Origin of the sequence: Rhodococcus maanshanensis NBRC 100610, from assembly GCF_001894865.1 — a bacterium.
Taxonomy (GTDB): Bacteria; Actinomycetota; Actinomycetes; order Mycobacteriales; family Mycobacteriaceae; genus Rhodococcus_G; species Rhodococcus_G maanshanensis.
The window spans coordinates 43,826-63,839 of record NZ_BCXA01000003.1; the positions used below are offsets into that span (position 1 = coordinate 43,826).

The window sequence follows — 20,014 nt, forward strand, 5'->3', positions numbered from 1 at the left end:
TCAGCGTCCTCCTCGGTTGCGGTGGCCGTGCGTCCCCGCGCCGCTGCCGCGCCGCCCGCCGGCGCGGACCGTGGTCGAGCCAGGCCGCCTGCCGCGGGTACCCGGTCCGGCGGCCCGCTCCTTCGGTGCCGTCGGCGCCGGGGCGGAGGGCGGGGGCACCGGGATGCCGGTTGGCTCGCGGGCGCCGGTCAGTGCGACGAGTTCGGCGGAGCCGGGGCGCACCTCGACGCCGACGACGCTCACGCCTGCCTTCGAGGTGAGCGCGGCGACCTCGGCGCGTTGGTCGTCGGTCACCAGGGTCACCACGGTCCCGGATTCGCCTGCGCGAGCGGTCCGTCCGGCGCGGTGCAGGTAGTCCTTCGCCTCGGCGGGAGGATCCACGTGGACGACGAGGTCGATGCCGTCCACGTGGATGCCGCGCGCCGCGACATCGGTGGCGACGAGGACCGGGGTGTCGCCGTCGGCGAACGCCGCGAGGGTGCGGGTGCGGTTGCTCTGCGTCTTGTCACCGTGCAGCGCGCCCGCGACGACCCCTGCCGCCCGCAGCTCCTCGGCCACTCGGTCCACGCCGTGCTTGGTGCGAACGAAGAGCAGGGTCTTGCCGCTGCGCGAGGCGATCTGGGCGAGCACGGCCCACTTGTCGGCCTTGCGGACGTGGAGCAGGTGGTGCTCCATCGTGGCCACCGATGCGGCCACCGGCGCGGTCGCATGGGTGACGGGATCCTTGAGGTAGTCCCGGACGAGGTCGTCCACTCCGCCGTCCAGGGTCGCCGAGAAGAGCAGCCGCTGACCGTCTTTCGCCGTCTGGTCGAGCAGGGTCGTGACCTGCGACAGGAACCCGAGTTCCGCCATGTGGTCGGCCTCGTCGATCGTGGTCACGCGGACATCGGCAAGCGAGGCGGACCCCTGTGCGATCAGGTCGGCCATCCGGCCGGGCGTCGCCACCAGCAGGTCCACCCCGCGCGCGAGCCGTTGCGCCTGTGCCTTGATCGGCAGTCCGCCGACCACGCAGGCCAGGCGCAGTCCGAGCGAGAGGGCGGACTCGTCGAGGGCCTTCTCGATCTGTGCGGCCAGTTCCCTTGTCGGCGCGAGCACGAGGCCGCGGGGCCGTCCCGGTGCGCTCGGCGCGCCCTTGAGCCGGACCAGCATCGGCAGCCCGAAGGCGAGCGTCTTGCCGGAACCGGTCGGCCCGCGCCCGAGCACGTCCCGCCCGGCCAGGATGTCGGGGATCGCGGCGGCCTGGATCGGGAACGGGGCGGTGATCTTCTCGCGGTTCAGCGACTGCACCAGCAGCGGCGGAAGGCCGAGGCCCGCGAAGGTGGGTGCGGGTCCTGCTGCGGCTGGGTCGGACATGTCGCGGTTGCCTCCGGGTGTTGGGCCGCGGGGCGCCCCCGATCTCACGGAACGTCGTCGGCGCGTGCAGTGAGATTACCGCCCCCGCGGGCAGTTTTCGTCATTCGTCCTGCGTGCGGCCATTCCGTTGTCGCGGTGCCGATGACCACCACCCTTGACTGAAAATTCAGTCAGGATATGATTCGGGTGGCCTGAGTGGCAGGCTGGAAGTGCGGAGAAGGAGTCAACACGGTGCAGAGACGTCGGTTCATACAGGCGAGCGCGGTGGCGCTCGGTGGCCTGCTGCTGGGTGGCTGCGACGACTCCTCGTCGTCCTTCTTCGGGTCGGGGAGCAGTGGTGACGAGGACGATCAGCGCACGTGGGTGATGCCGGAGGAGGGGCAACCCCACGCGCGGACCTGGATGGCATTCGGCGCAAGCGAGGAGATCTGGGGTGCGGCGCTGCTGCCGCAGGTTCGCCGGGACCTGGCGACGATCGCACAGACGATCGCGCAGTTCGAACCGGTGTCGATGCTGGTCCGCGAGGATGAGCTCGACCTGGCGCGCGGGCTCGTCGGTCCCTCCGTCGAACTCGTCGTCGCCCCGATCGACGACCTCTGGATGCGGGACACCGGTCCGGTGTTCGTGAAGGGGAACGGGGCGAAGGCGGGAATCGACTTCAACTTCAACGGCTGGGGCGAGAAGCAGGACTACGACCGGGACGCGAAGGTGGCGGGCGTCGTCACCGCCCGTGCCGGGGTCGAATTGTTGCCCACCGACCTGATCCTCGAGGGCGGTGGCATCGAGGTCGACGGCGAGGGAACCGCCATCATCACCGAGAGCTGCGTCCTCAACGACAATCGCAACCCCGGGTGGTCGAAGGCGGACGTCGAGGCCGAACTGGGGCCGCTGCTCGGGCTCGAGAAGATCATCTGGCTGCCCGGCATCAAGGGCAAGGACATCACCGATGGCCACACCGACTTCTACGCGCGCTTCGCACGCCCAGGCGTCGTGGTCGCGGGGCTGGACCCGGACCCGGAATCGTTCGATCACGATGTGACCGAACGCCATCTCGAGATCCTCGAGTCCGCGACCGACGCGAAGGGGCGCAGTCTCGAGGTGGTCGTGCTCGAGGCGCCCGCCACCGTCAGGCCGGAGTTCGAATCGGACGACTTCGCTGCCGGCTACATCAATTTCTACGTCTGCAACGGTGCCGTGATCGCCCCCGAATTCGGCGACACCGAAGGCGATCAGGCCGCCAGGCAGGAACTCGAGCGTCTGTTCCCGGATCGCCGGGTCGTGCAGATCAACATCGACGCCATCGCCGCGGGTGGCGGGGGAATCCACTGCACCACTCAGCAGGAACCCGTTGGCTGAAACGGTTCACCGATCGCAGGCAGTCGCGCCGAGTCGGGCGGCCCGAGCGCGTCCGTAGAGTGAGGTGTCGTGGCAGAGCGTCGAACACAGATCATGGAAGCCGCGGTCCGCGTGATCGCCCAGGACGGCGTGCGCGGCCTGCGGGTGGAGAAACTCGCCGCCGAGGCGGGTGTCTCGACCGCCCTGATCTATTACCACTTCCAGGACCGGGCCGGGGTGCTGCGCAGCGCCCTCGACCACATCAACGACCGGGCCCAGCGCTACTCCGACGAGGCATTCGAATCCTCCGACCCCCGAACGCAACTCGAGCAGATGCTCCTGCTCGAGATCCAGGGCACCCCCGAGGTGCGGGAGAACAGCATCGCGTGGGGTGAGCTAAGGGCGAGCGCGGTCTTCTCCGACGACCTCCGTGAGCCGCTACGGACCACGACGGAGGCGTGGGCGAACGACGCCGCAACCCTCATCCGGCACGCGCAGGCCGCCGGTCAGGCGAATCCGACGGTCGACCCGGCCGACGCGGGCGAGCGCTTCACCGCACTCGTCGAGGGCCTGAGCGAACGCTGGCTGAGCGGCTCGATGACCCTCGAGCGGGCACGAGAACTCCTCGCTGGCGCGGTCGCCGTCGAGCTCGGCCCGGTCTAGCCGCCGGGCCTGACGAGACGAGCCCGGCCTTCCCTCGGCGGACACCCAGCGGGTGCGCGTGGAGAAGGCCGGGCTCGGGGAACCTCGGCGGTGTTACGCCTCGACCTCGGTGCGGTCGCCGCTCCAGAGCGTGTGGAACTTGCCGGGGCGGTCGGTGCGCTCGTAGGTGTGGGCGCCGAAGAAGTCGCGCTGGCCCTGCGTGAGCGCGGCGGGCAGGCGCTCGGCGCGCAGTCCGTCGTAGTAGGACAGGGAGGAGGCGAAGCCGGGGACCGGGATGCCGAGCATGGTGGCGGTGGCCACGACGCGGCGCCAGCTGTCGATGCCTGCCTCGATCGATTCCCGGAAGTACGGGGCGAGGATCAGGCTCGGAAGCTCCGGGTTCTCCTCGTACGCGTCCTTGATCCGATTGAGGAACTGCGCGCGGATGATGCAGCCGCCGCGCCAGATGGTGGCCAGGTCGGCGGGCTTGAGATCCCAGTTGTACTCGGCGCTGCCCGCGGCGATCTGGTCGAAGCCCTGCGCGTACGCGACGATCTTCGACGCGTACAGGGCCGCGCGGATGTCCTCGGTGAACTGTGCGGCGTCGGTCGGCTTGTCGCCGAGGGTTCCTGCCGCGAGGCCCTGCGCCTGGGCGGCCGCACGCTGGGCCCGCGAACCGGACAGCGCGCGAGCGAAGACGGCTTCGGCGATACCGGTGACCGGGACTCCGAGGTCGAGCGCGGATTTGACCGTCCAGCGGCCGGTGCCCTTCTGCTCGGCGGCATCGACGATCACGTCCACGAGGGCCTGACCGGTCTTGGCGTCCTTCTGCCGCAGCACCTCCGCGGTGATCTCGATCAGGTAGGACTCGAGCGTGCCGGTGTTCCACTCGGCGAACACGTCCGCGATCTGACCGGCGTCCAGGCCGAGCGCGTCGCGGAAGAGGTGATAGGCCTCGCCGATCAGCTGCATGTCGGCGTACTCGATGCCGTTGTGCACCATCTTCACGAAATGGCCTGCGCCGTCCGGGCCGATGTGCGTGCAGCAGGGGGTCCCGTCGACCTGAGCGGCCACGGACTCGAGCAGCGGTCCGAGCGACTCGTAGGACTCCTTGGGTCCGCCCGGCATGATGGACGGGCCGTTCAGTGCGCCCTCCTCGCCACCGGAGATGCCTGCGCCGACGAAGTGCAGACCGCGGTTGCGGAGGGAGGCCTCGCGCCGGATGGTGTCCGTGTACAACGCGTTTCCGCCGTCGATGATGATGTCGCCCGGCTCCATCGCGGAGGCGAGCTCCTCGATCACCGAATCGGTGGCGTCTCCGGCCTTCACCATGATCAGGACGCGGCGGGGCTTCTGCAGGGCCGCGACGAACTCTTCGACGGTCTCGGTGCGGACGAAGTCTCCGTCACCGCCGTGCTCGGCGATGAGGGCATCGGTCTTCGCGACGCTGCGGTTGTGCAGGGCGACGGTGTGGCCGTGTCGGGCGAAGTTCCTGGCGATGTTGGAGCCCATCACGGCAAGTCCGGTGACGCCGATCTGCGCGCGGGCGGTCGTGCTGCTGTTCTCGGTCATGCCGTACACCTTCCCTTGCTGGGCCCGTGAACAAAAGTGCGGGGTCCCAATATCTGTCGTCGGCGGCGGGAGCCACCAGTCGTGTGCCCGCACAGCCGAGACGCCACCGACCGCGGGTGCGGTCGGTGGCGTCTGGGTGTCTGTGACGAACGCGTCGGCGCTCAGCGATCAGCGATCGCCGCGCGGGCCGTCGAATCCGTCGTACGAGCGGCGCTCGGTACGGCTACGGAAGCCGCCGGAACGCGAGGAATCGCCGCTGCGCTGGGCGCGATCCCCGTAGCTGCGCTCGCCGTTGCCGGAGTCGCGGTTCTGGCGGTCGCCGTACGGGCGGTCCCGCTGCGGGCGGTCACCCTGCGGGCGGTCGCCGTAGGGACGGCTGCCGTGCGATCGCTGGTAGCCACCATCGCTGCGCTGGGGGCGGTCGTTGTACTTGCGGTCGCCCTGGTAGCCGCCCTCGGAGCGGTTGCCCTGGTATCCGCCTTCGCTGCGCGGCCTGCTGCCCTGGTAGCCGCCGCCGTCGCGCTGGGGCCGGTTGCCCTGGTAGCCGCCTTCGCTGCGCTGGGGCCGGTTGCCCTGGTAGCCGCCCTCGGAGCGGTTGCCCTGGTATCCGCCTTCGCTGCGCGGCCTGCTGCCCTGGTAGCCGCCGCCGTCGCGCTGGGGCCGGTTGCCCTGGTAGCCACCATCGCTGCGCTGGGGGCGGTCGTTGTACTTGCGGTCGCCCTGGTAGCCGCCCTCGGAGCGGTTGCCCTGGTAGCCACCCTCGCTGCGCGGCCGGCTGCCCTGGTATCCGCCACCCTCACGTCGGGGACGGCCACCCTGGTAGCCACCCTCGCGGCGGGGCCGGTCGCCGAAGCGGTCGCTCTTGAAGTGCTGTTCGCGCACCGGCTCGCCGCTCGGCGCCTTTGCACCGGTGATGGTGGCCAGCTCCTCGGATCCGGGCGCGACGTTCACCGCGGTGGCGTCCACTCCCGCCATCCCCGTGAGCTTGCGGACCAGACGACGCTGGTTCGGCAGCACGATCGCGACGACCGTGCCCTTCTCGCCGGCGCGGGCGGTCCGGCCTGCGCGGTGCAGGTAGTCCTTGTGATCGGCGGGCGGATCGACGTGCACGACGAGGTCGATGCCGTCGACGTGGATGCCGCGGGCCGCGACGTCGGTGGCGACCAGCACCGGGGTACGGCCGCTCTTGAAGCGCTCGAGAACGCGGGTGCGCTGGTTCTGCGCCTTGCCGCCGTGCAGCGATTCGGCCGGGATGCCAACCGCGCGAAGACGATCGGTGATGCCCTCGCAGCCGAGCTTGGTCCTGGCGAACATGATGGTGCGGCCCTCGCGAGCGCCGATTTCGGCGAGCACGACGTCCTTCTGGCCGCGATCGACGAGGAGCACGTAGTGCTCCATGGTGTCGACGCTGGCCTTGCCGTCCTCCGTCGAGTGCGTCACGTGGTCGGCCAGGAACTGCCGGACCAGCGACTGCACCTCGCGGTCGAGGGTCGCGGAGAACAGCAGTCGCTGACCGTCGGGCCTGGTCTCGCCGAGGATGGAGCGGACCTCGGGCAGGAAGCCCATGTCGGCCATTTGGTCCGCCTCGTCGAGCGCGGTGATCTCGACCTCGTCGAGCACGCACGTGCCCTGGCGGAGGTGGTCACCGAGGCGACCGGGGGTCGCGACGAGGATATCGACGCCACGCCGGAGCTGCTCGACCTGCTTGGTGAACGGCATGCCGCCGACGGCCGCGCGCACGTTCACGCCGACCGAGGATGCGTACGGGTAGAGCGAGTCGACGACCTGGATCGCGAGTTCGCGGGTGGGCACCAGGACCAGGGCGCGCGGCCGCTTGGCGGCGGGACGGTCCTCGTGCTGCGCGAGCCGGGCCAGCATCGGCAGGCCGAAGGCGAGGGTCTTGCCGGACCCGGTCTGGGCCCGACCGAGGACGTTCCTGCCCGCGAGCGCGTCGGGCACGGACATCGCCTGGATCGGTGACGGCACGGTGATGCCGTTCCTGCCGAGGGCGGCGACCACGGGGGCGGGCAGGCCGATCTCGGCGAAGGTGATGGTGGGGGTCTCCTCGGCGGGCGAGGGGGACTCGAGCGTCGCCGTTTCCTCGGGGGAAACGGGGGCAGCAGAAGACATGTGGACAGCGTCGGTCACGCGGATTACCTCTCCGGACGTCGGGCGCGTCGCGGAGCGCGAGCTGTCATGCAGCACGCAAAGAGACGAGCCGGGCACAGTGTCGCCTGGCCGTTCCCGGTGACATACGGCCGGGGGCGGGGCTGGGTGCCTGAACAATCAATTGGTGGACCGCGATTGCGGCCGTCGTTCAGTGTACGCGAGGCGTTGGAAAACCACACGTCAGCGGGGTTGTGACGTGGGCAACTGCCCCCGGGAAGGGTGTCGGGGGCACGCGGAGTCCCTGTGCACCACCAGGATTCGCCGGTTAGGATCGCCTCGTGACCGACACCCACGTGACCGATGCGGCTATGGCCCTGGTCCGTCGTCGGCACATCGATCTTGCGCTGGTGTGTGCCGCCGCTTGTTGCGGCCGCTGATCCGACCTGAACCGCGACCGTCGCTCGCGGAGTCGAATCCTGCGACGTTCACCCACATCCTGCGCAAGGAGACTGTTCTATGTCCACGATCAATGCTGCACCAACGACCCTTGACCCCGATGCCGGGACCTCTCATCTGGGCGGCGTCATCCGCGCGACCACCGACGCCGTCAACAAGGATCGCGCCAACGCACAGGTCCGGTTCGCGGCGACCGCGACGGCGCACGACGCCGTCGCCAGCACCGTCCGCGCCGGCAAGCACTCCGTCGAGGTGGACGAGCCGCCGGCGCTCGGCGGCGGATCCACCGCGCCCAACCCGGTCGAGTACTACCTGGCGGCGCTGCTGTCCTGCCAGGTGGTGACCTATCGATTCTGGGCCGACAAGTTGGGCCTGGAGATCGAGGACATCTCCGCCACGGCGGAGGGAGACCTCGACGTGCAGGGCTTCTTCGGGCTCGACGAGTCGGTTCGCCCCGGCTTCGGCGAGGTGCGGGTCACCGTCACGCTCGCAGGACCGGAGAGCGCCGAGCGGTACGCGGAACTGCAGGCGGTCGTCGACGAGCACTGCCCCGTGCTGGACCTGACGCGAAATCCGACCCCGGTGCGGACCGTGCTTTAGGTCGCCTGACGCGGCGACGGGTCGGGCTCAGCCCCGGAACAGGCGGCTGAGCTCGACCAGCCAGGGCACCGCGACGGCGATCGTCGGGACCACGAGGATGGCCACCGACGTGAGGTACGCGGCGGCCGCGAGCTGCAGGTCGTTGCCCTCGCCGCCGAGCCGCTTGATCCGGGTCAGGGTGTGTGGACCGCCGGCCGCCATGGCGCCGACGGGGGCGCTCGACCCCGAGCAGGCGACGAGCGCGCGGGCAAGGGGAGTGGGGCCGGTGACCTTGACGGCCGAGTCGTCGGCGAGCATCTCGACGAGCAGTTGCACACAGCCGAGGGCGGATTTGCTGCGGACCACCCGGGGGAAGGCCTCGTTCACCGCGGTGAAGGCCTCCAGCACCAGGTCGTGCCTGGCACGCAGGTGGGAGCGCTCGTGCATGAGGATCGCCGTGACCTCCTCCCGCTGCAGGCTCGCCAGGGTGCCCTCGCTGAGCACCACACGTTGCCGCAGGCCGGGCAGGCAGTACGCGATCGGTTCGGCGGCGCTGAGTACCCGGAGGTTCGAGTTGCGCCCGCGCTGCGGGTCGCGCTGATCGAGGAGATCGACGAGCATCCGGTGCCGGGCGCGGCGCCTGCGCGTGCGGACGCCGACCGAGGCGATGGAGAACACCAGCTTCGCGCCGATCAGGAGGGTGAGCGTGAGCACGACCACATACGCGATCCAGAGCGGGAGCCCGAGCGCGTCGATCTCGGCTGTCGGCGCGGTCGTCGGCCTGCCGTCTGGGCCGGGTACGAGTAGCTCGGACGCGATCGCGAGTCCGGAACTGAATGCCGACAACACGGCAGCGAGCGCGATGGCCTGCCACAACACCAATGCCGCCCGGGGTGCCCGATATGGCCAGGTCGCCCGGGAGAGGAGGGCTGGCACCGGCCCTGCAAGCAGCAATGCGAGCAGCGCGAAGGCCAGTGCGGTGGTGGGGTTCATTGCCCACCCATCATCCACATTGTGGGTTCAGCTGGCGCGATCGGTCCCCGGATCGACGCTCCGGAGGGTGGGTTTGGCCGCCTCCGAGGCCTCGAGCGCGGCGAGCGCCTCACGCAGTGCGGCCGCCTCGTCGGCGCCCACCTGCCCGACGAAGTGCACCAGTGCGGCGACCCGACCGTCGGACTCGTCGGCCTGCTGCAGCGCGTCGACCATCAGGCTCGCGACGAGCTCGTCGCGGCCGTGCACGGGTACGTAGCGGTGCGCGCGATCGTCGCGCTGCTGGATCACCAGGTTCTTCTTGGCGAGACGCTGGAGGACCGTCATCACGGTCGTGTACGCCAGCTCCCGGCGCGTGGCGAGAGCCTCGTGCACCTGACGCACGGTCTGCGGTTCGGAACTGGACCAGAGGTGGTCCATGACTGCGCGCTCGAGTTCCCCAAGTCCTGCCATGAGAACAGTGTACGGACTGTCCGACGCACATGCGTACTACTACTCGTAGTACGAAATTCCGGGATCCGTGCTATGTGTGGAACTGCTCGTTGCGGAACCGGCCAGGGGCCGCCGGAGGGAATAGTCTGCTGTCACCCGTCGAGAGGCGTACCCGTGGATTGGCTGCTTCGCTGGTCACTGACCTCTGGCCCGCTCCCGTGGTTCGTCGCGGCCCTCGGAGCTGTCGGCGGACTCTGGCTGCTGCTGGCACCGACAACGGACCCGCGTCGATTCCGGCGCCGGGCCATCCCGATCGCCGCGGCGGTCGCGCTCGGGTGCACCGCGGCCCTCTGGGTGGTCGTCGAGAAGTGGTGGCGGCCGTTCCCGGATCCGATCGAGACCGAGATCTACGTCTGGATCGGCCTCGGCATCCTCGCGGTGGCGCTGCTGGTGGCGAGGCTGCTGCTCGACCGGCGCGTGTGGCGGGCGGTGGTCTCCGTGCTCGCCGCCGTGGCCGTGGTCGCGGCGGCAGGCGCGCAGATCAATCTGGTCTTCGCCGCCTACCCGACGGTGCGCGACGTCCTCGGTATCGCGAACCCCAACGAGATCGCCTTCGGTGAGCTGCCGCCGCCGACGCCCGACCCGATCTCGGGCACCCCCCTCGAGTCGGTGTGGCGGCCACCCGCCGACCTGCCAACCGAGGGCAAGGTGACCACGGTGCCTATCCCGGGCACCGCGTCCGGCTTCGGGGCGCGCGACGCACAGATCTATCTCCCGCCCGCCTACTTCGCCGACCCGCGGCCCGCGCTGCCGGTGCTCGTCCTGCTCGCCGGGCAGCCGGGTTCCCCTGTCGACTGGTTCAACGGGGGCCGGCTCGCCCAGACGATGGACGCCTTCGCCGCACAGCACGGCGGCCTGGCCCCGGTGGTCGTCGTAGCCGACGGCACCGGGTCGCAGCTCGCCAACCCCCTGTGCCTCGACTCGAAGCTCGGCAACGTGGCGACCTACCTCGCGGTGGACGTGCCGGACTGGGTGAAGTCCCATCTCGAGGTGAACCCGGACCCGCGGAGCTGGGCAATCGGCGGGCTGTCCTATGGCGGTACCTGCTCGCTGCAGATGGCCACCACCCATCCGGACGTGTATCCCACGTTCCTCGACCTGTCCGGGCAGGAGGAGCCGACGCTCGGGGATCGCACCCGCACGGTCGACGAGGCATTCGGTGGCGATGCGGCGAAGTTCGCGGCGGTGAACCCGATGGACCTGATGGCCGCGCGCAGGTACCCGGGCACGGCCGGTGTGTTCGTCATCGGCAGCGACGACCACGAGTATCGGCCAGGGGCCAAGCGGGTGTATCAGGCGGCCGAGGCCGCGGGGATGGACGTGCAGTACCTGGAACTGCCGGGGGGACACAGCTTTGCGGTGTGGTCGGCCGGGCTCGAACACGAGCTCGGATGGTTGGCGAAGAGGATGGGGCTGATCTCGTGACTCAGGTGACGGCGACTGCGGCCACCAGGCAGACCCGCAGGCTCCTCGAGCTGGCCGGGTTCGGGGTGACCGGCGCGCCCGTGAGCATCGGACTGCTGGTCCTGATCTGGGTCATGGGCGCGGCAACCGGCAGCCTGCTGTCCGGCCCGTCGCGGTACGTGAACCGCCATTTCGCGGCCGGGATCGGGGCCTTCGAGGACGGCCGGGTCTGGACGGCGTTCACCGCCGGGCTCTGGGCGCCGGGCCTGGCGGGGTATCTGGTCGCGACGGCGCTTGTCCTGCTGGTGGCCGCACCGATCGAGCACCGGATCGGCTCGGGCCGCTTCGCGCTGGCCGCGGCGAGCACCCAGGTGCTCGGCACGCTCCTGGGGATCGGGGTGGCCGCGCTGGTGAAACTGGTCGACGAGGGCTGGGGCTTCCGGTTGCACATCGGGACCGCGGTCGGCCCGACGACGTGGATCGTCGGCGTGGCGATGGTGGCGAGCTCGCGGATGGACACGCTGTGGCGACGGCGAACCCGGGTTGGGGTGTTCGCGCTGCTGATCACCCTTGCGCTGTTCGGCGGGCACCTCGAGGACATCATCCGGCTCGCCGCGGCTGTGGTCGGGCTCGTCCTCGGCCCCTGGATCGTCGGCCGGTCGGCACGCGGGGCGCGGCTCGCGGGGACCCGTCGTGAGGGCGGGGTGCTCGTCGCGATCGTGGTCGCGGCGGGCGCGCTCGGTCCGGCACTGGCGGCCCTCTCGCCCAACGTGGTCGGACCGCTGGCCGTGCTGCGCGAGCTGTTCCGCGGGGTGCCGTGGACGCCCGACGAGGTGCGGGCGATCTGTGCTGCCTCGTCGAACGGCGAGGAGTGCAGGCGCGGGCTGCTGGGGCTGCGACTGGGCGGGGTCGGGCCGACGCTGCTGAGCCTGATGCCCTCGATCTTCCTGTTGGTGCTCGCGGACGGCCTGCGCCGGGGCAGACGGTTCGCGTGGATCGCGGCGGTGGTCGTGCACGCGATCCTCCTCGCGCTGTCCGTGGCGAACTACGTCGTCCGGTTCGTCGAGTCGGTCGGTGAGGAATCGCTCTTCTACGGTCTCGACTCGCCGAACCTGTACCGGACCATCACGCCATTCCTGACGCCGCTCGTGATCCTCGTGGTGTTGCTGTTGACCCGGCGGTTCTTCGATGTGGCCGCGCCGAGGGGGACCTATCGCCGGATGTGGTTGCTCCTGCTGGCCGTCGCCGCGGGGCTCGGCCTCGTGTATGTCCTCGGCGGGCTGCTGGCGCGCAACGGATTCGACCGGGATCCGGGTGTCGCGGGGTTGCTAGCCGACTACCCGCAACGGCTGATCCCCCCGGTCTACCTGCAGTGGCTCGACCCGCGCCTGCTGCCCGACAGCGCCGCCACGACCCTGCTGTTCGAGTGGACCGGGGTGGTGTTCTGGGTGGTCGCCTGCGTGGCCGTGCTCGCGACCTTCCTCAAGCCGGCCTACGGGGCCGAGACCGAGGACACGGAACGGGCCAGGAAGCTGTTGTGCGCCACCGGCGGCAGCCCGCTGTCCTGGATGACGACATGGCGCGGCAACAAGTACTGGTTCAGCCCGGACGGGACGAGCTACGTCGCCTACCGGGTGATCGGGGGCGTCGCGCTGACCACGGGGGATCCGGTCGGTCCGCCGGACCGGTTGCGGGACACCGTGACCGACTTCGCGGAATACGCGTCCGGCAGCGGGTGGGTGCCGTGCTTCTACTCGGTGACCGGCGGGCTGCGGGAGGTGACCGACTCGATGGGGTGGTCGGGCATCCAGGTCGCGGAGGAGACGGTGCTCCGGCTCGACGACCTCGCGTTCACCGGCAAGAAGTTCCAGGACGTGCGCACCGCGGTGAACCGGGCCAAGAAGGACGGGATCGGCGCCGAGTGGATCTCGTTCCCCGACGCCCCGCTGGCGATCACCGATCAGATCACCGCCATCTCGGAGGAGTGGGTGGCGGACAAGGGCATGCCGGAGATGGGTTTCACGCTCGGCGGCCTCGAGGAGATCGACGATCCGCAGGTACGGTGCCTGGTCGCCGTGGATGCCGAGCGCACCGTGCACGGGGTCACCTCGTGGATGCCCGTCTACCGGGACGGCCGGGTGGTCGGCTGGACCCTCGACTTCATGCGTCGACGCTCCGAGGGCTTCCGGCCCGCGATGGAGTTCCTGATCGCGTCCGCGGCGATGCTCCTCAAGGAGGAGGGCGCCGAGTTCGTCAGCCTGTCCGGCGCGCCGCTGGCGAAGGTCTCCTCGCCGGAGGCCGCTGCCGACACCGAGGAGGACCTCGAGCGGTCCACCCTGTCGACGGTGCTCGACCGTCTCCTCGACGTGCTCGGCAAGACGCTGGAACCGGTCTACGGGTTCCGGTCCCTGCTGGCCTTCAAGTCGAAGTTCCAGCCCGAGTACGTCCCGATGCACATGACATTCGCCGATCCGGCGGCGCTGCCGAGCATCGGCAACGCCATCGGCAGGGCCTACCTGCCGGAGGTCTCGATCGGCCAGGGAGTTCGCCTGGTGCGCACCATGATCGGTGGGGACCGCTAGCGACTGCTTGCAGGTCGCTCGAAAGTGCCTGCCGCTAGCGACTGCTTGCAGGTCGCTCGAAAGTGCCTGCCGCTAGCGACTGCTTGCAGGTCGCTCGAAAGTGCCTGCCGCTAGCGACTGCTTGCAGGTCGCTCGAAAGTGACCGAACCTGACTCAGGCCGAGCCGACGCCCACCGCATCGGACGCGGGAGTCGGTCCACCGATCGACCCGTACACGTGCCTGGTCCCGATGGGCACGATCAGCGGTCGGTCCGAGACGGGGTCCTCGATGACGCGGGCCTCGAGCCCGAACACCTTCAGCAGCAGCTCCTCCGAGATGACCTCGCTCGGGGTGCCGGACGCGACGACCGCGCCCTCGGACATGACGATCAGGCGGTCGCTGTAGCGGATGGCGAGGTTCAGGTCGTGCAGCACCATCACCACGGTCCGCCCGAGCTCCTCGTGCATCCGGTCAACCAGGTCGAGCACCTCGACCGAATGCGCCAGGTCCAGGTACGTGGTCGGCTCGTCGAGCAGCAGGATGTCGGTGCCCTGGGCCAGGGCCATCGAGATCCAGGCGCGCTGACGCTGGCCGCCGGAGAGCTGGTCGACCGGGCGGTCTGCGAGCTCGGACACCCCGGTCAGGGCCAGCGCCCTGGCCACCTCGCCCTCGTCGTCGGCCGACCACTGCCTGATCCAGGACTGGTGCGGATGCCGACCGCGGGCCACCAGATCGGCCACAGTCAGTCCCTCCGGGGCGACCGGTGCCTGCGGCAGCATGCCGAGGGTGCGCGCGACGTCCTTGGTCTTGAGGGTGGAGATGGCCTTGCCGTCGAGCAGCACCTGGCCGGACTTCGGCTTGAGCAGCCGACCGAGGGAGCGCAGCAGGGTGGACTTGCCGCAGCCGTTCGGCCCGATCACCGTCGTCACAACGCCGGTGGGGATCTCCAGATCGAGCCCGTCGACGATGATGCGGTCGCCGTAGCCGACGGTGAGGGCCTCGGCCGCGAGCCGCGGCGCGGTGTGCTCGGTGGTGAGCTCGCTCATCAGACCGACACCTTTCGATTGTTGCGGACGAGCAAGTACAGCAGGAACGGTCCGCCGAGGGCCGAGGTCACGATGCCGACGGGGAGTTCGACGGGAAGGATGGTGCGCGCGATGACGTCGCTGCCGACCACCAGGACGGCACCGACCAGGCCGGAGGCCAGGATCGGCGGTCCCGCCGTCCGCAGCATCCGGAGCGCGAGCTGTGGCGCGCACAGCGCGACGAACCCGATCGGGCCGACGGCGGCCGTCGCGATGGAGGCGAGCGCAACGGCGGCCAGCAGGAGGGTGGCCTGACCGGTTTGGAGGCGGACACCGAGGGAGCGTGCGTTGTCGTCGCCGAGACGCAGCGCGCCGAGGGTGAACGAGGAGATCAGCGCGATCGTGCCTACCACCGCGACGCCGATCGCGACCGGCCAGACCTGCGCCCAGTCGCTGCCGTTGAGTGACCCGTTGAGCCACACCTGTGCGCGGGCGACGTCGTTGATGTCGGCGGAGATCAGCATCCACTGGATCGCGGCGATCAGCATGGCGTTGAACCCGATGCCGATCAACACCACCCGGTAGCCCTGCACCCCGCCGCGCCACGCGAGCGCGTAGATGATGACGGCGGTCGCGATGCCGCCGATCAGCGCCGCGATCGGGATGCCCAGCACCGCGAGCAGTCCGACGAAGCTGCCGCCGCCCGCGAGCACGATGAGCGCCACGGCCGCCGCACTGGCCCCGGCGGTGATACCCAACAGGTCCGGGCTGGCCAGCGGATTGCGCAGGATGGACTGGGCGATCGCGCCGGAGATGCCGAGGGCAAGCCCGGTGAGCAGCGCGGTGAGGGCGCGCGGCAGGCGCAGGTCCATCACGATGAAACGCTCGACCTTGGTGCCGCCGCCGAAGAGGATCTCGGCGACGGTCGGCACCGAGATCGCGAAGTCGCCGCGGCCGATGTTGATGCACAGCAGCAGGAACGCGGCGAGCAGCAGGCCCGCGGTGATCGCGATCATGGTGGTGCGGCGGACCAGGGAGACCGGCCCGACCCGGCACGCCGGGCGCGACGGCACCGTGGCGGGCAGTTCGACCTCGTCGTCGATCAGGCTCACAGCGACACCAGCTTTCTGCGCCGGACGAGCGCGACGAAGAACGGTGCGCCGAAGAGCGCCAACACGATTCCCACCTGGAGTTCGCCGGGGCGGACCACGACGCGGCCGATCACGTCCGCGAGTAGGACCATGATTGCGCCGATGATGCCTGCATAGGGCACCAGCCAGCGGTAGTCGGGACCGGTGATCGACCGGGCGACATGGGGTACCACCAGCCCGACGAAGGCGATCGGGCCACAGGCGGCGGTGGCGGCGCCGGTGAGGAGGGTGATCGCGACGATGCCGATCGTCCGGCTCAGCACGATGTTGGTGCCGAGGCCGCGGGCGACGTCGTCGCCGAGGCTGAGCACGTTCAGGCTCGGGGTGCTCGCCATCGCGATCAGCGCACCGATCACCAGGAACGGCAGCACCTGCCACAGCACCTCGGGTCCGCGCCCGGCGATGGAGCCGACGACCCAGAACCGGTAGCCGTCGAGGCTGGTCTGGTCGAGCAGGATGACGGTGTTCGTCATGGCGCTGAGGAACATGGCCACCGCGGCGCCGGCGAGCGCGAGGCTCAACGGGCTCGACCTGCCGTTGCCGATCGACGAGATGCCGAACACGACGATGCTCGCGGCGAGGGATCCGGCGAACGCGAACCACAGGTACTCGTTCGGTCCGGCCAGCCCGAACAGGTAGATCGAGAGCACCACGAAGAAGGCGGCGCCGCCGTTGAGACCGAGCAGACCAGCATCGGCGAGCGGGTTGCGGGTGTGGCCCTGGATGAGCGCGCCCGCGATGCCGAGCGCGATGCCGACGGCGATCCCGAGAGCGGTGCGCGGCACCCGCAGGGTGCGCACCACCAGGTCGGTGTCGATGCCGGTCGGGGTGAACAGTGCGTGGAAGATCTCGGCGAAGTTCATGGGCCTGGCACCGACCGCGATGCTGGCCAGGGCGGCCGCGGCGAGCAGCAGCACGAGGAGCGCGAGTCCGAGCAGTCGGCGCCTGCGGATCGCGGCCATCGAGGTGTCGCGGCGGATCGGGGTGAAGCCCTCCGCGACCGCGGTCTTGAGCCGGACGACCTCGGCGCCGGTGCGGGGGAGCAGCGCCCTGCGGGTGCCGAGCGGTTCGCCGGAGTCGGCGTCCCGGGTGACCAGGCCCAGCCAGCCCTTGCCGACGCTCTGGCCCGTGCTGCCCTCCCTGGTGCCGCGGTTCCAGACGAGCAGGGCGGCGGCGGTGATCAGGGCGACCCCGCCGAAGACCGCGCGATCCATCTGGCCGCCGCCGTTGTCGTCGCGCAGGGAGTCGACGATGAACCAGCCGATGACCAGGGGGAGGGCGACCACGCCCAGGTCGGCGAGGGCGGCGAGCAGTCGGCGTTGCAGCGGTGCGGGTCCGCTCGGGACCTCCAGCGAACCGTAGACCTCGGTCGGGTGGGTCCCCCGGGTCTCGGTCGGCCCGGGGCGCGCGGCGACCGAACCTGGTGTGGGGGTGGACGTCACGGTCGGTGGCTCCTGATCGGCGAGGCGCAAGCTTGAGAGATTAGGTTACGGAACCCTATCTCCGGCGAGGGGTCCGGCTCCCTGTCGCCCGCTAGTAATGGTTAGGCTAACCTACATTCGCGGCCGATCTGATGCCTGGTCGCCCCACGAGAAGTCCGAATGTCGCCGACCCAGGAGTGAGCAGTGTCTTCCATCGCAGCGCCCCCGATCGCAGTGTCATCGACCGCCGTTTCGATGAAACCGCTGGGGAACGACCCGGCTGCCGCGCTCGACGACTCCTGCGCCCGGCTGCGGGGCATCTACCCGGACTACCCGAGGGTGTACGCCGTCGCGCTGATGGCCGATCAGGGCAAGCGTCGTTGGTGGTCCGCAGCCGAGGGGATTCACGGCGACCGCCTCGAGCGGATGGTCGAGCGGGCGCTGGCCGACCTCGGCGAGCCAGAGGCGGCCGCCGCCTCGGTGGCGACCGCGCTCATCCACGCGGTGATCGGCCGAGTGGCGTCGCTGGTGGTGCTGGAGGGGCGGTCCTGGGATCCGGGTCTCGAGAACCTGTGGTTGCACATGGACAGCGACGGCTGCATCGACTGGGCCGGGGTGTGTGATCCGGTCCTGCGGGTGCTGCCGGGCGATCGGTGGGCCGGGACGCGCGCGGCGGTCACGCTGCCGTGTGAGGGCGCCCTGCTGGTGTGGACCGCGTACCGGTGCCGCGCCGCGCTGGTCGCGATCTTCGATGCGCTCGACCGGATCGTGCCGCTCGATCGATCGCGCCTGTGGGCCATGGTCGGCGAGGCGATCCTCGGCGCCGCCACGCTGGTCCCGATCCTCGGCGGGGTCGGGGAGTCCGTGGCGATGCGCCGGGGTCAGGGCCTGCTCGACGCCTTCGAGGGTGCCGGGGTGCCGGTCCGGGCGCGTGCCGACCGGGCGGCGCCCAGGCGCGGCGCAATCGCCTCGCTTGCAAGTTAGGCCAGGCTTGCCTATAGTCATTTCCGGAACGTGAATGATCGGACCGCGCCGGAGTCCTGAGGGCTGCAGAGACTCCCGGTCCTTCCCCGCGACGGGCCCCACACCTTCGGGTGCGGGGCCCGTCGGCATTTCGGGCGAAAGGTACATTCACTCGACCGGCGGCAACCATGGAGTGTGAAGATGAGCAACGTGTCCTCGATGAGCGATCTGTCCGGGATGGATCCCGCGGCCGCGACCCCGTTCCTCAACAAGGGATTCGGCGAGGTGCTGGGGCTCGAGTACACCGAACTCAGCGGCGACCGGGTGCGTGCCAAGTGGACGGTCCGTCCCGAGCTGTACCAGCCGGCGGGCATCATGAACGGCGGCGTGCACTGCGCCGTCGTCGAGACGCTCGCCAGCATCGCGGGCAGCATCTGGCTGGGCGACCGGGGGCACGTGGTCGGCGTCAACAACAACACCGACTTCCTGCGGGCCACCCGCGATGGCGTCCTCTTCGCCGAGGCGACGCCGGTGCACCGCGGCCGCACGCAGCAGCTGTGGCAGGTCGCGGTGGTGGACGAGCGCGACCGCCTGGTGGCCAAGGGACAGGTGCGACTCGCGAACGTCACGGACACGGACCGGCTCGGTGGTTAGCCGGGGTCGGCGGTAAGCGTCGCGGCCCGCTCCAGCAGTATCTTCCGTGCTCGATCGTTGCCCGTCAGCCGGGCTGCCGCCGCGAACTCGGTGCTCGCCTCCGCATTCCTGCCCAGACGGGCCAGCAGTTCCGCGCGGGTGGCGGGGAGCAGTCGGTAACCGTCGAGCCGACCATCGGCGACGAGGCCGTCGACGATCGCGAGGGCCGCGGCAGGCCCCGCGGCCATCGCAACCGCCGCGGCGCGGTTGAGTTCGACCACGGGCGAAGGGGCGAGCCGCCCCAGTGCCTCGTACAACAGCACGATTCGGTCCCAGTCGGTGTCGTCGACCGAGGCCGCGACCGCATGGCATTCCGCGATCGCCGCCTGCAGCGAGTAGGCGCCGCGGCCTCGCCCGATCGAGTCGGCACGTTCGAGTGCGGCGCGCCCCCGCACCACGGCGTTGCGGTCCCACCGGCGTCGGTCCTGGTCGGCCAACAGGATTGGATCGCCATTCGTGTCCAGGCGAGCGGGGAATCGAGCGGCGGTGAGCTCCATCAGCGCGACGAGACCGTGCACCTCGGACTCGTGTGGGACCAGTTCGGCGAGCACCCGGCCCAAACGCAGCGCCTCTCGGCAGAGTTCGGGTCGCATCCACTCGTCACCTGCACTCGCCGCATGGCCTTCGTTGAAGGCCAGGTACAGCACCCCTAGGACGTCGCCGAGTCGCGCGCCGAACTCGGACCGCTCCGGCACCGCGAACGGCACTTTGGCCGCGGCGAGCGTCTTCTTGGCGCGGACGATCCGCTGCTGCACCGTCGATGTCGGCACGAGGAATGCGCGCGCGATCTCCTCGCTCGACAGGCCACCGACCACCCGCAACGTCAGTGCCACCCGTGCCTCTCGGGCGAGCACCGGATGACACGAGACGAACACGAGCCGGAGGACGTCGTCGTCGATTCTGTCCGGGTCCCAGGGCAATTCCGCTGCCACGTCCGCCGCTCGGGTCTCCTCAGCCTCAAGGTCACGGGCGATGGCGGCGAGCCGGTCGTCATACCGCTCCCTCCGTCGCCAGCCGTCGATGGCCCTACGTTTGGCGACTGTCGTCAGCCACGCCCCGGGATTCGCGGGTATCCCGGTCGCCGGCCATTGGGCCAGTGCGTCGGCGAGCGCCTCCTGCGCGAGGTCCTCGGCGAGCCCGAAATCGCCGACGGTCCGGGTCAGCGTCGCGACGATGCGGGCAGACTCGATCCGCCACACGGCCGCGACGGAGCGCCGCGCGGACTCGACAGCGTCCTGGCGGCGCTCCGTAGGGGCGTCGGTCATGG

The 20,014-nt window shown here is 70.3% G+C and carries 16 protein-coding genes; 7 read left to right on the top strand and 9 right to left on the bottom strand.

What is annotated here, in order from left to right:
* A complete protein-coding gene (locus tag RM1_RS01710; protein ID WP_072749727.1) occupies positions 1-1,353 on the bottom strand; it encodes a DEAD/DEAH box helicase in 1,353 nt (450 codons plus the stop codon).
* Between the two features lie 231 nt (positions 1,354-1,584).
* Here RM1_RS01710 and RM1_RS01715 point away from each other — a divergent pair, with 231 nt between their 5' ends.
* Positions 1,585-2,709, top strand: coding sequence for an agmatine deiminase family protein (locus tag RM1_RS01715; RefSeq protein ID WP_072749728.1), 1,125 nt, complete (start codon positions 1,585-1,587; stop codon positions 2,707-2,709).
* Positions 2,710-2,778: 69 nt separating this feature from the next.
* Entirely contained in the window at positions 2,779-3,351 is a 573-nt protein-coding gene (locus tag RM1_RS01720) for a TetR/AcrR family transcriptional regulator (protein ID WP_072749729.1), read from the top strand.
* 93 nt (positions 3,352-3,444) lie between these two features.
* On the opposite strand, the gene gnd is transcribed toward RM1_RS01720, so the two are convergent.
* The gene (gnd, locus tag RM1_RS01725) at positions 3,445-4,902 is read right to left on the bottom strand and encodes an NADP-dependent phosphogluconate dehydrogenase (RefSeq protein ID WP_072749893.1); all 1,458 of its coding nucleotides are present in this window, start codon (positions 4,900-4,902) and stop codon (positions 3,445-3,447) included.
* A 168-nt stretch (positions 4,903-5,070) separates the two neighbouring features.
* Positions 5,071-7,050, bottom strand: coding sequence for a DEAD/DEAH box helicase (locus RM1_RS01730; protein WP_072749730.1), 1,980 nt, complete (start codon positions 7,048-7,050; stop codon positions 5,071-5,073).
* 477 nt (positions 7,051-7,527) lie between these two features.
* On the opposite strand from RM1_RS01730, the gene RM1_RS01735 reads away from it, so the two are divergent.
* On the top strand, positions 7,528-8,067 hold the full coding sequence (locus RM1_RS01735) for an OsmC family protein (protein WP_072749731.1): 540 nt from the start codon (positions 7,528-7,530) through the stop codon (positions 8,065-8,067).
* A gap of 27 nt (positions 8,068-8,094) precedes the next feature.
* Here the strand turns inward: RM1_RS01735 and RM1_RS01740 are convergent, their stop codons facing one another.
* Positions 8,095-9,039, bottom strand: a complete 945-nt coding sequence (locus RM1_RS01740; protein WP_072749732.1) for a M56 family metallopeptidase — start codon at positions 9,037-9,039, stop codon at positions 8,095-8,097.
* Positions 9,040-9,066: 27 nt separating this feature from the next.
* Complete coding sequence (locus tag RM1_RS01745; protein ID WP_072749733.1) at positions 9,067-9,489, bottom strand: BlaI/MecI/CopY family transcriptional regulator; 423 nt, start codon at positions 9,487-9,489, stop codon at positions 9,067-9,069.
* Between the two features lie 153 nt (positions 9,490-9,642).
* On the opposite strand from RM1_RS01745, the gene RM1_RS01750 reads away from it, so the two are divergent.
* Together RM1_RS01750 and RM1_RS01755 are read left to right on the top strand one after the other, a co-directional pair.
* A complete protein-coding gene (locus RM1_RS01750) occupies positions 9,643-10,953 on the top strand; it encodes an alpha/beta hydrolase (protein ID WP_072749734.1) in 1,311 nt (436 codons plus the stop codon).
* Positions 10,920-13,514, top strand: coding sequence for a bifunctional lysylphosphatidylglycerol flippase/synthetase MprF (locus RM1_RS01755; protein WP_083576482.1), 2,595 nt, complete (start codon positions 10,920-10,922; stop codon positions 13,512-13,514). The genes RM1_RS01750 and RM1_RS01755 overlap by 34 nt, the downstream gene beginning before the upstream one ends.
* A gap of 153 nt (positions 13,515-13,667) precedes the next feature.
* Here RM1_RS01755 and RM1_RS01760 read toward each other — a convergent pair whose 3' ends face one another.
* Genes RM1_RS01760 through RM1_RS01770 form a run of 3 tightly spaced genes read right to left on the bottom strand, consistent with a single transcriptional unit; the run spans position 13,668 to position 17,022 of the window.
* Positions 13,668-14,540: an ABC transporter ATP-binding protein gene (locus tag RM1_RS01760; protein WP_072749735.1), complete on the bottom strand. Its 873-nt coding sequence runs from the start codon at positions 14,538-14,540 to the stop codon at positions 13,668-13,670.
* Positions 14,540-15,631 carry a FecCD family ABC transporter permease gene (locus RM1_RS01765; protein WP_072749736.1) on the bottom strand — a complete coding sequence of 364 codons (1,092 nt, stop codon included), beginning with the start codon at positions 15,629-15,631 and terminating at the stop codon, positions 14,540-14,542. The genes RM1_RS01760 and RM1_RS01765 overlap by 1 nt, the downstream gene beginning before the upstream one ends.
* Entirely contained in the window at positions 15,628-17,022 is a 1,395-nt protein-coding gene (locus RM1_RS01770; protein ID WP_092667780.1) for an iron chelate uptake ABC transporter family permease subunit, read from the bottom strand. Before RM1_RS01770 ends, RM1_RS01765 begins: the two co-directional genes overlap by 4 nt.
* A 324-nt stretch (positions 17,023-17,346) precedes the next feature.
* Between RM1_RS01770 and RM1_RS01775 the strand changes: the two genes are divergently transcribed.
* Together RM1_RS01775 and RM1_RS01780 are read left to right on the top strand one after the other, a co-directional pair.
* A complete protein-coding gene (locus tag RM1_RS01775) occupies positions 17,347-18,075 on the top strand; it encodes a hypothetical protein (protein ID WP_072749738.1) in 729 nt (242 codons plus the stop codon).
* 198 nt (positions 18,076-18,273) lie between these two features.
* On the top strand, positions 18,274-18,708 hold the full coding sequence (locus tag RM1_RS01780) for a PaaI family thioesterase (protein WP_397513361.1): 435 nt from the start codon (positions 18,274-18,276) through the stop codon (positions 18,706-18,708).
* Here RM1_RS01780 and RM1_RS01785 read toward each other — a convergent pair.
* Positions 18,705-20,012 carry an RNA polymerase sigma factor gene (locus RM1_RS01785; RefSeq protein ID WP_072749739.1) on the bottom strand — a complete coding sequence of 436 codons (1,308 nt, stop codon included), beginning with the start codon at positions 20,010-20,012 and terminating at the stop codon, positions 18,705-18,707. The two genes, RM1_RS01780 and RM1_RS01785, sit on opposite strands and share 4 nt — an antisense overlap.
* Between the last annotated feature and the right edge of the window lie 2 nt (positions 20,013-20,014).

Coding starts and splice junctions, on each gene's coding strand:
- RM1_RS01760 (WP_072749735.1), bottom strand. CDS start 14,540: ATGAGCGAGCTCACCACCGAGCACACCGCGCCGCGGCTCGCGGCCGAG.
- RM1_RS01755 (WP_083576482.1), top strand. CDS start 10,920: ATGGTTGGCGAAGAGGATGGGGCTGATCTCGTGACTCAGGTGACGGCG.
- RM1_RS01710 (WP_072749727.1), bottom strand. CDS start 1,353: ATGTCCGACCCAGCCGCAGCAGGACCCGCACCCACCTTCGCGGGCCTC.
- RM1_RS01735 (WP_072749731.1), top strand. CDS start 7,528: ATGTCCACGATCAATGCTGCACCAACGACCCTTGACCCCGATGCCGGG.
- RM1_RS01780 (WP_397513361.1), top strand. CDS start 18,274: ATGAGCGATCTGTCCGGGATGGATCCCGCGGCCGCGACCCCGTTCCTC.
- RM1_RS01785 (WP_072749739.1), bottom strand. CDS start 20,012: ATGACCGACGCCCCTACGGAGCGCCGCCAGGACGCTGTCGAGTCCGCG.
- gnd (WP_072749893.1), bottom strand. CDS start 4,902: ATGACCGAGAACAGCAGCACGACCGCCCGCGCGCAGATCGGCGTCACC.
- RM1_RS01745 (WP_072749733.1), bottom strand. CDS start 9,489: ATGGCAGGACTTGGGGAACTCGAGCGCGCAGTCATGGACCACCTCTGG.
- RM1_RS01775 (WP_072749738.1), top strand. CDS start 17,347: ATGAAACCGCTGGGGAACGACCCGGCTGCCGCGCTCGACGACTCCTGC.
- RM1_RS01740 (WP_072749732.1), bottom strand. CDS start 9,039: ATGAACCCCACCACCGCACTGGCCTTCGCGCTGCTCGCATTGCTGCTT.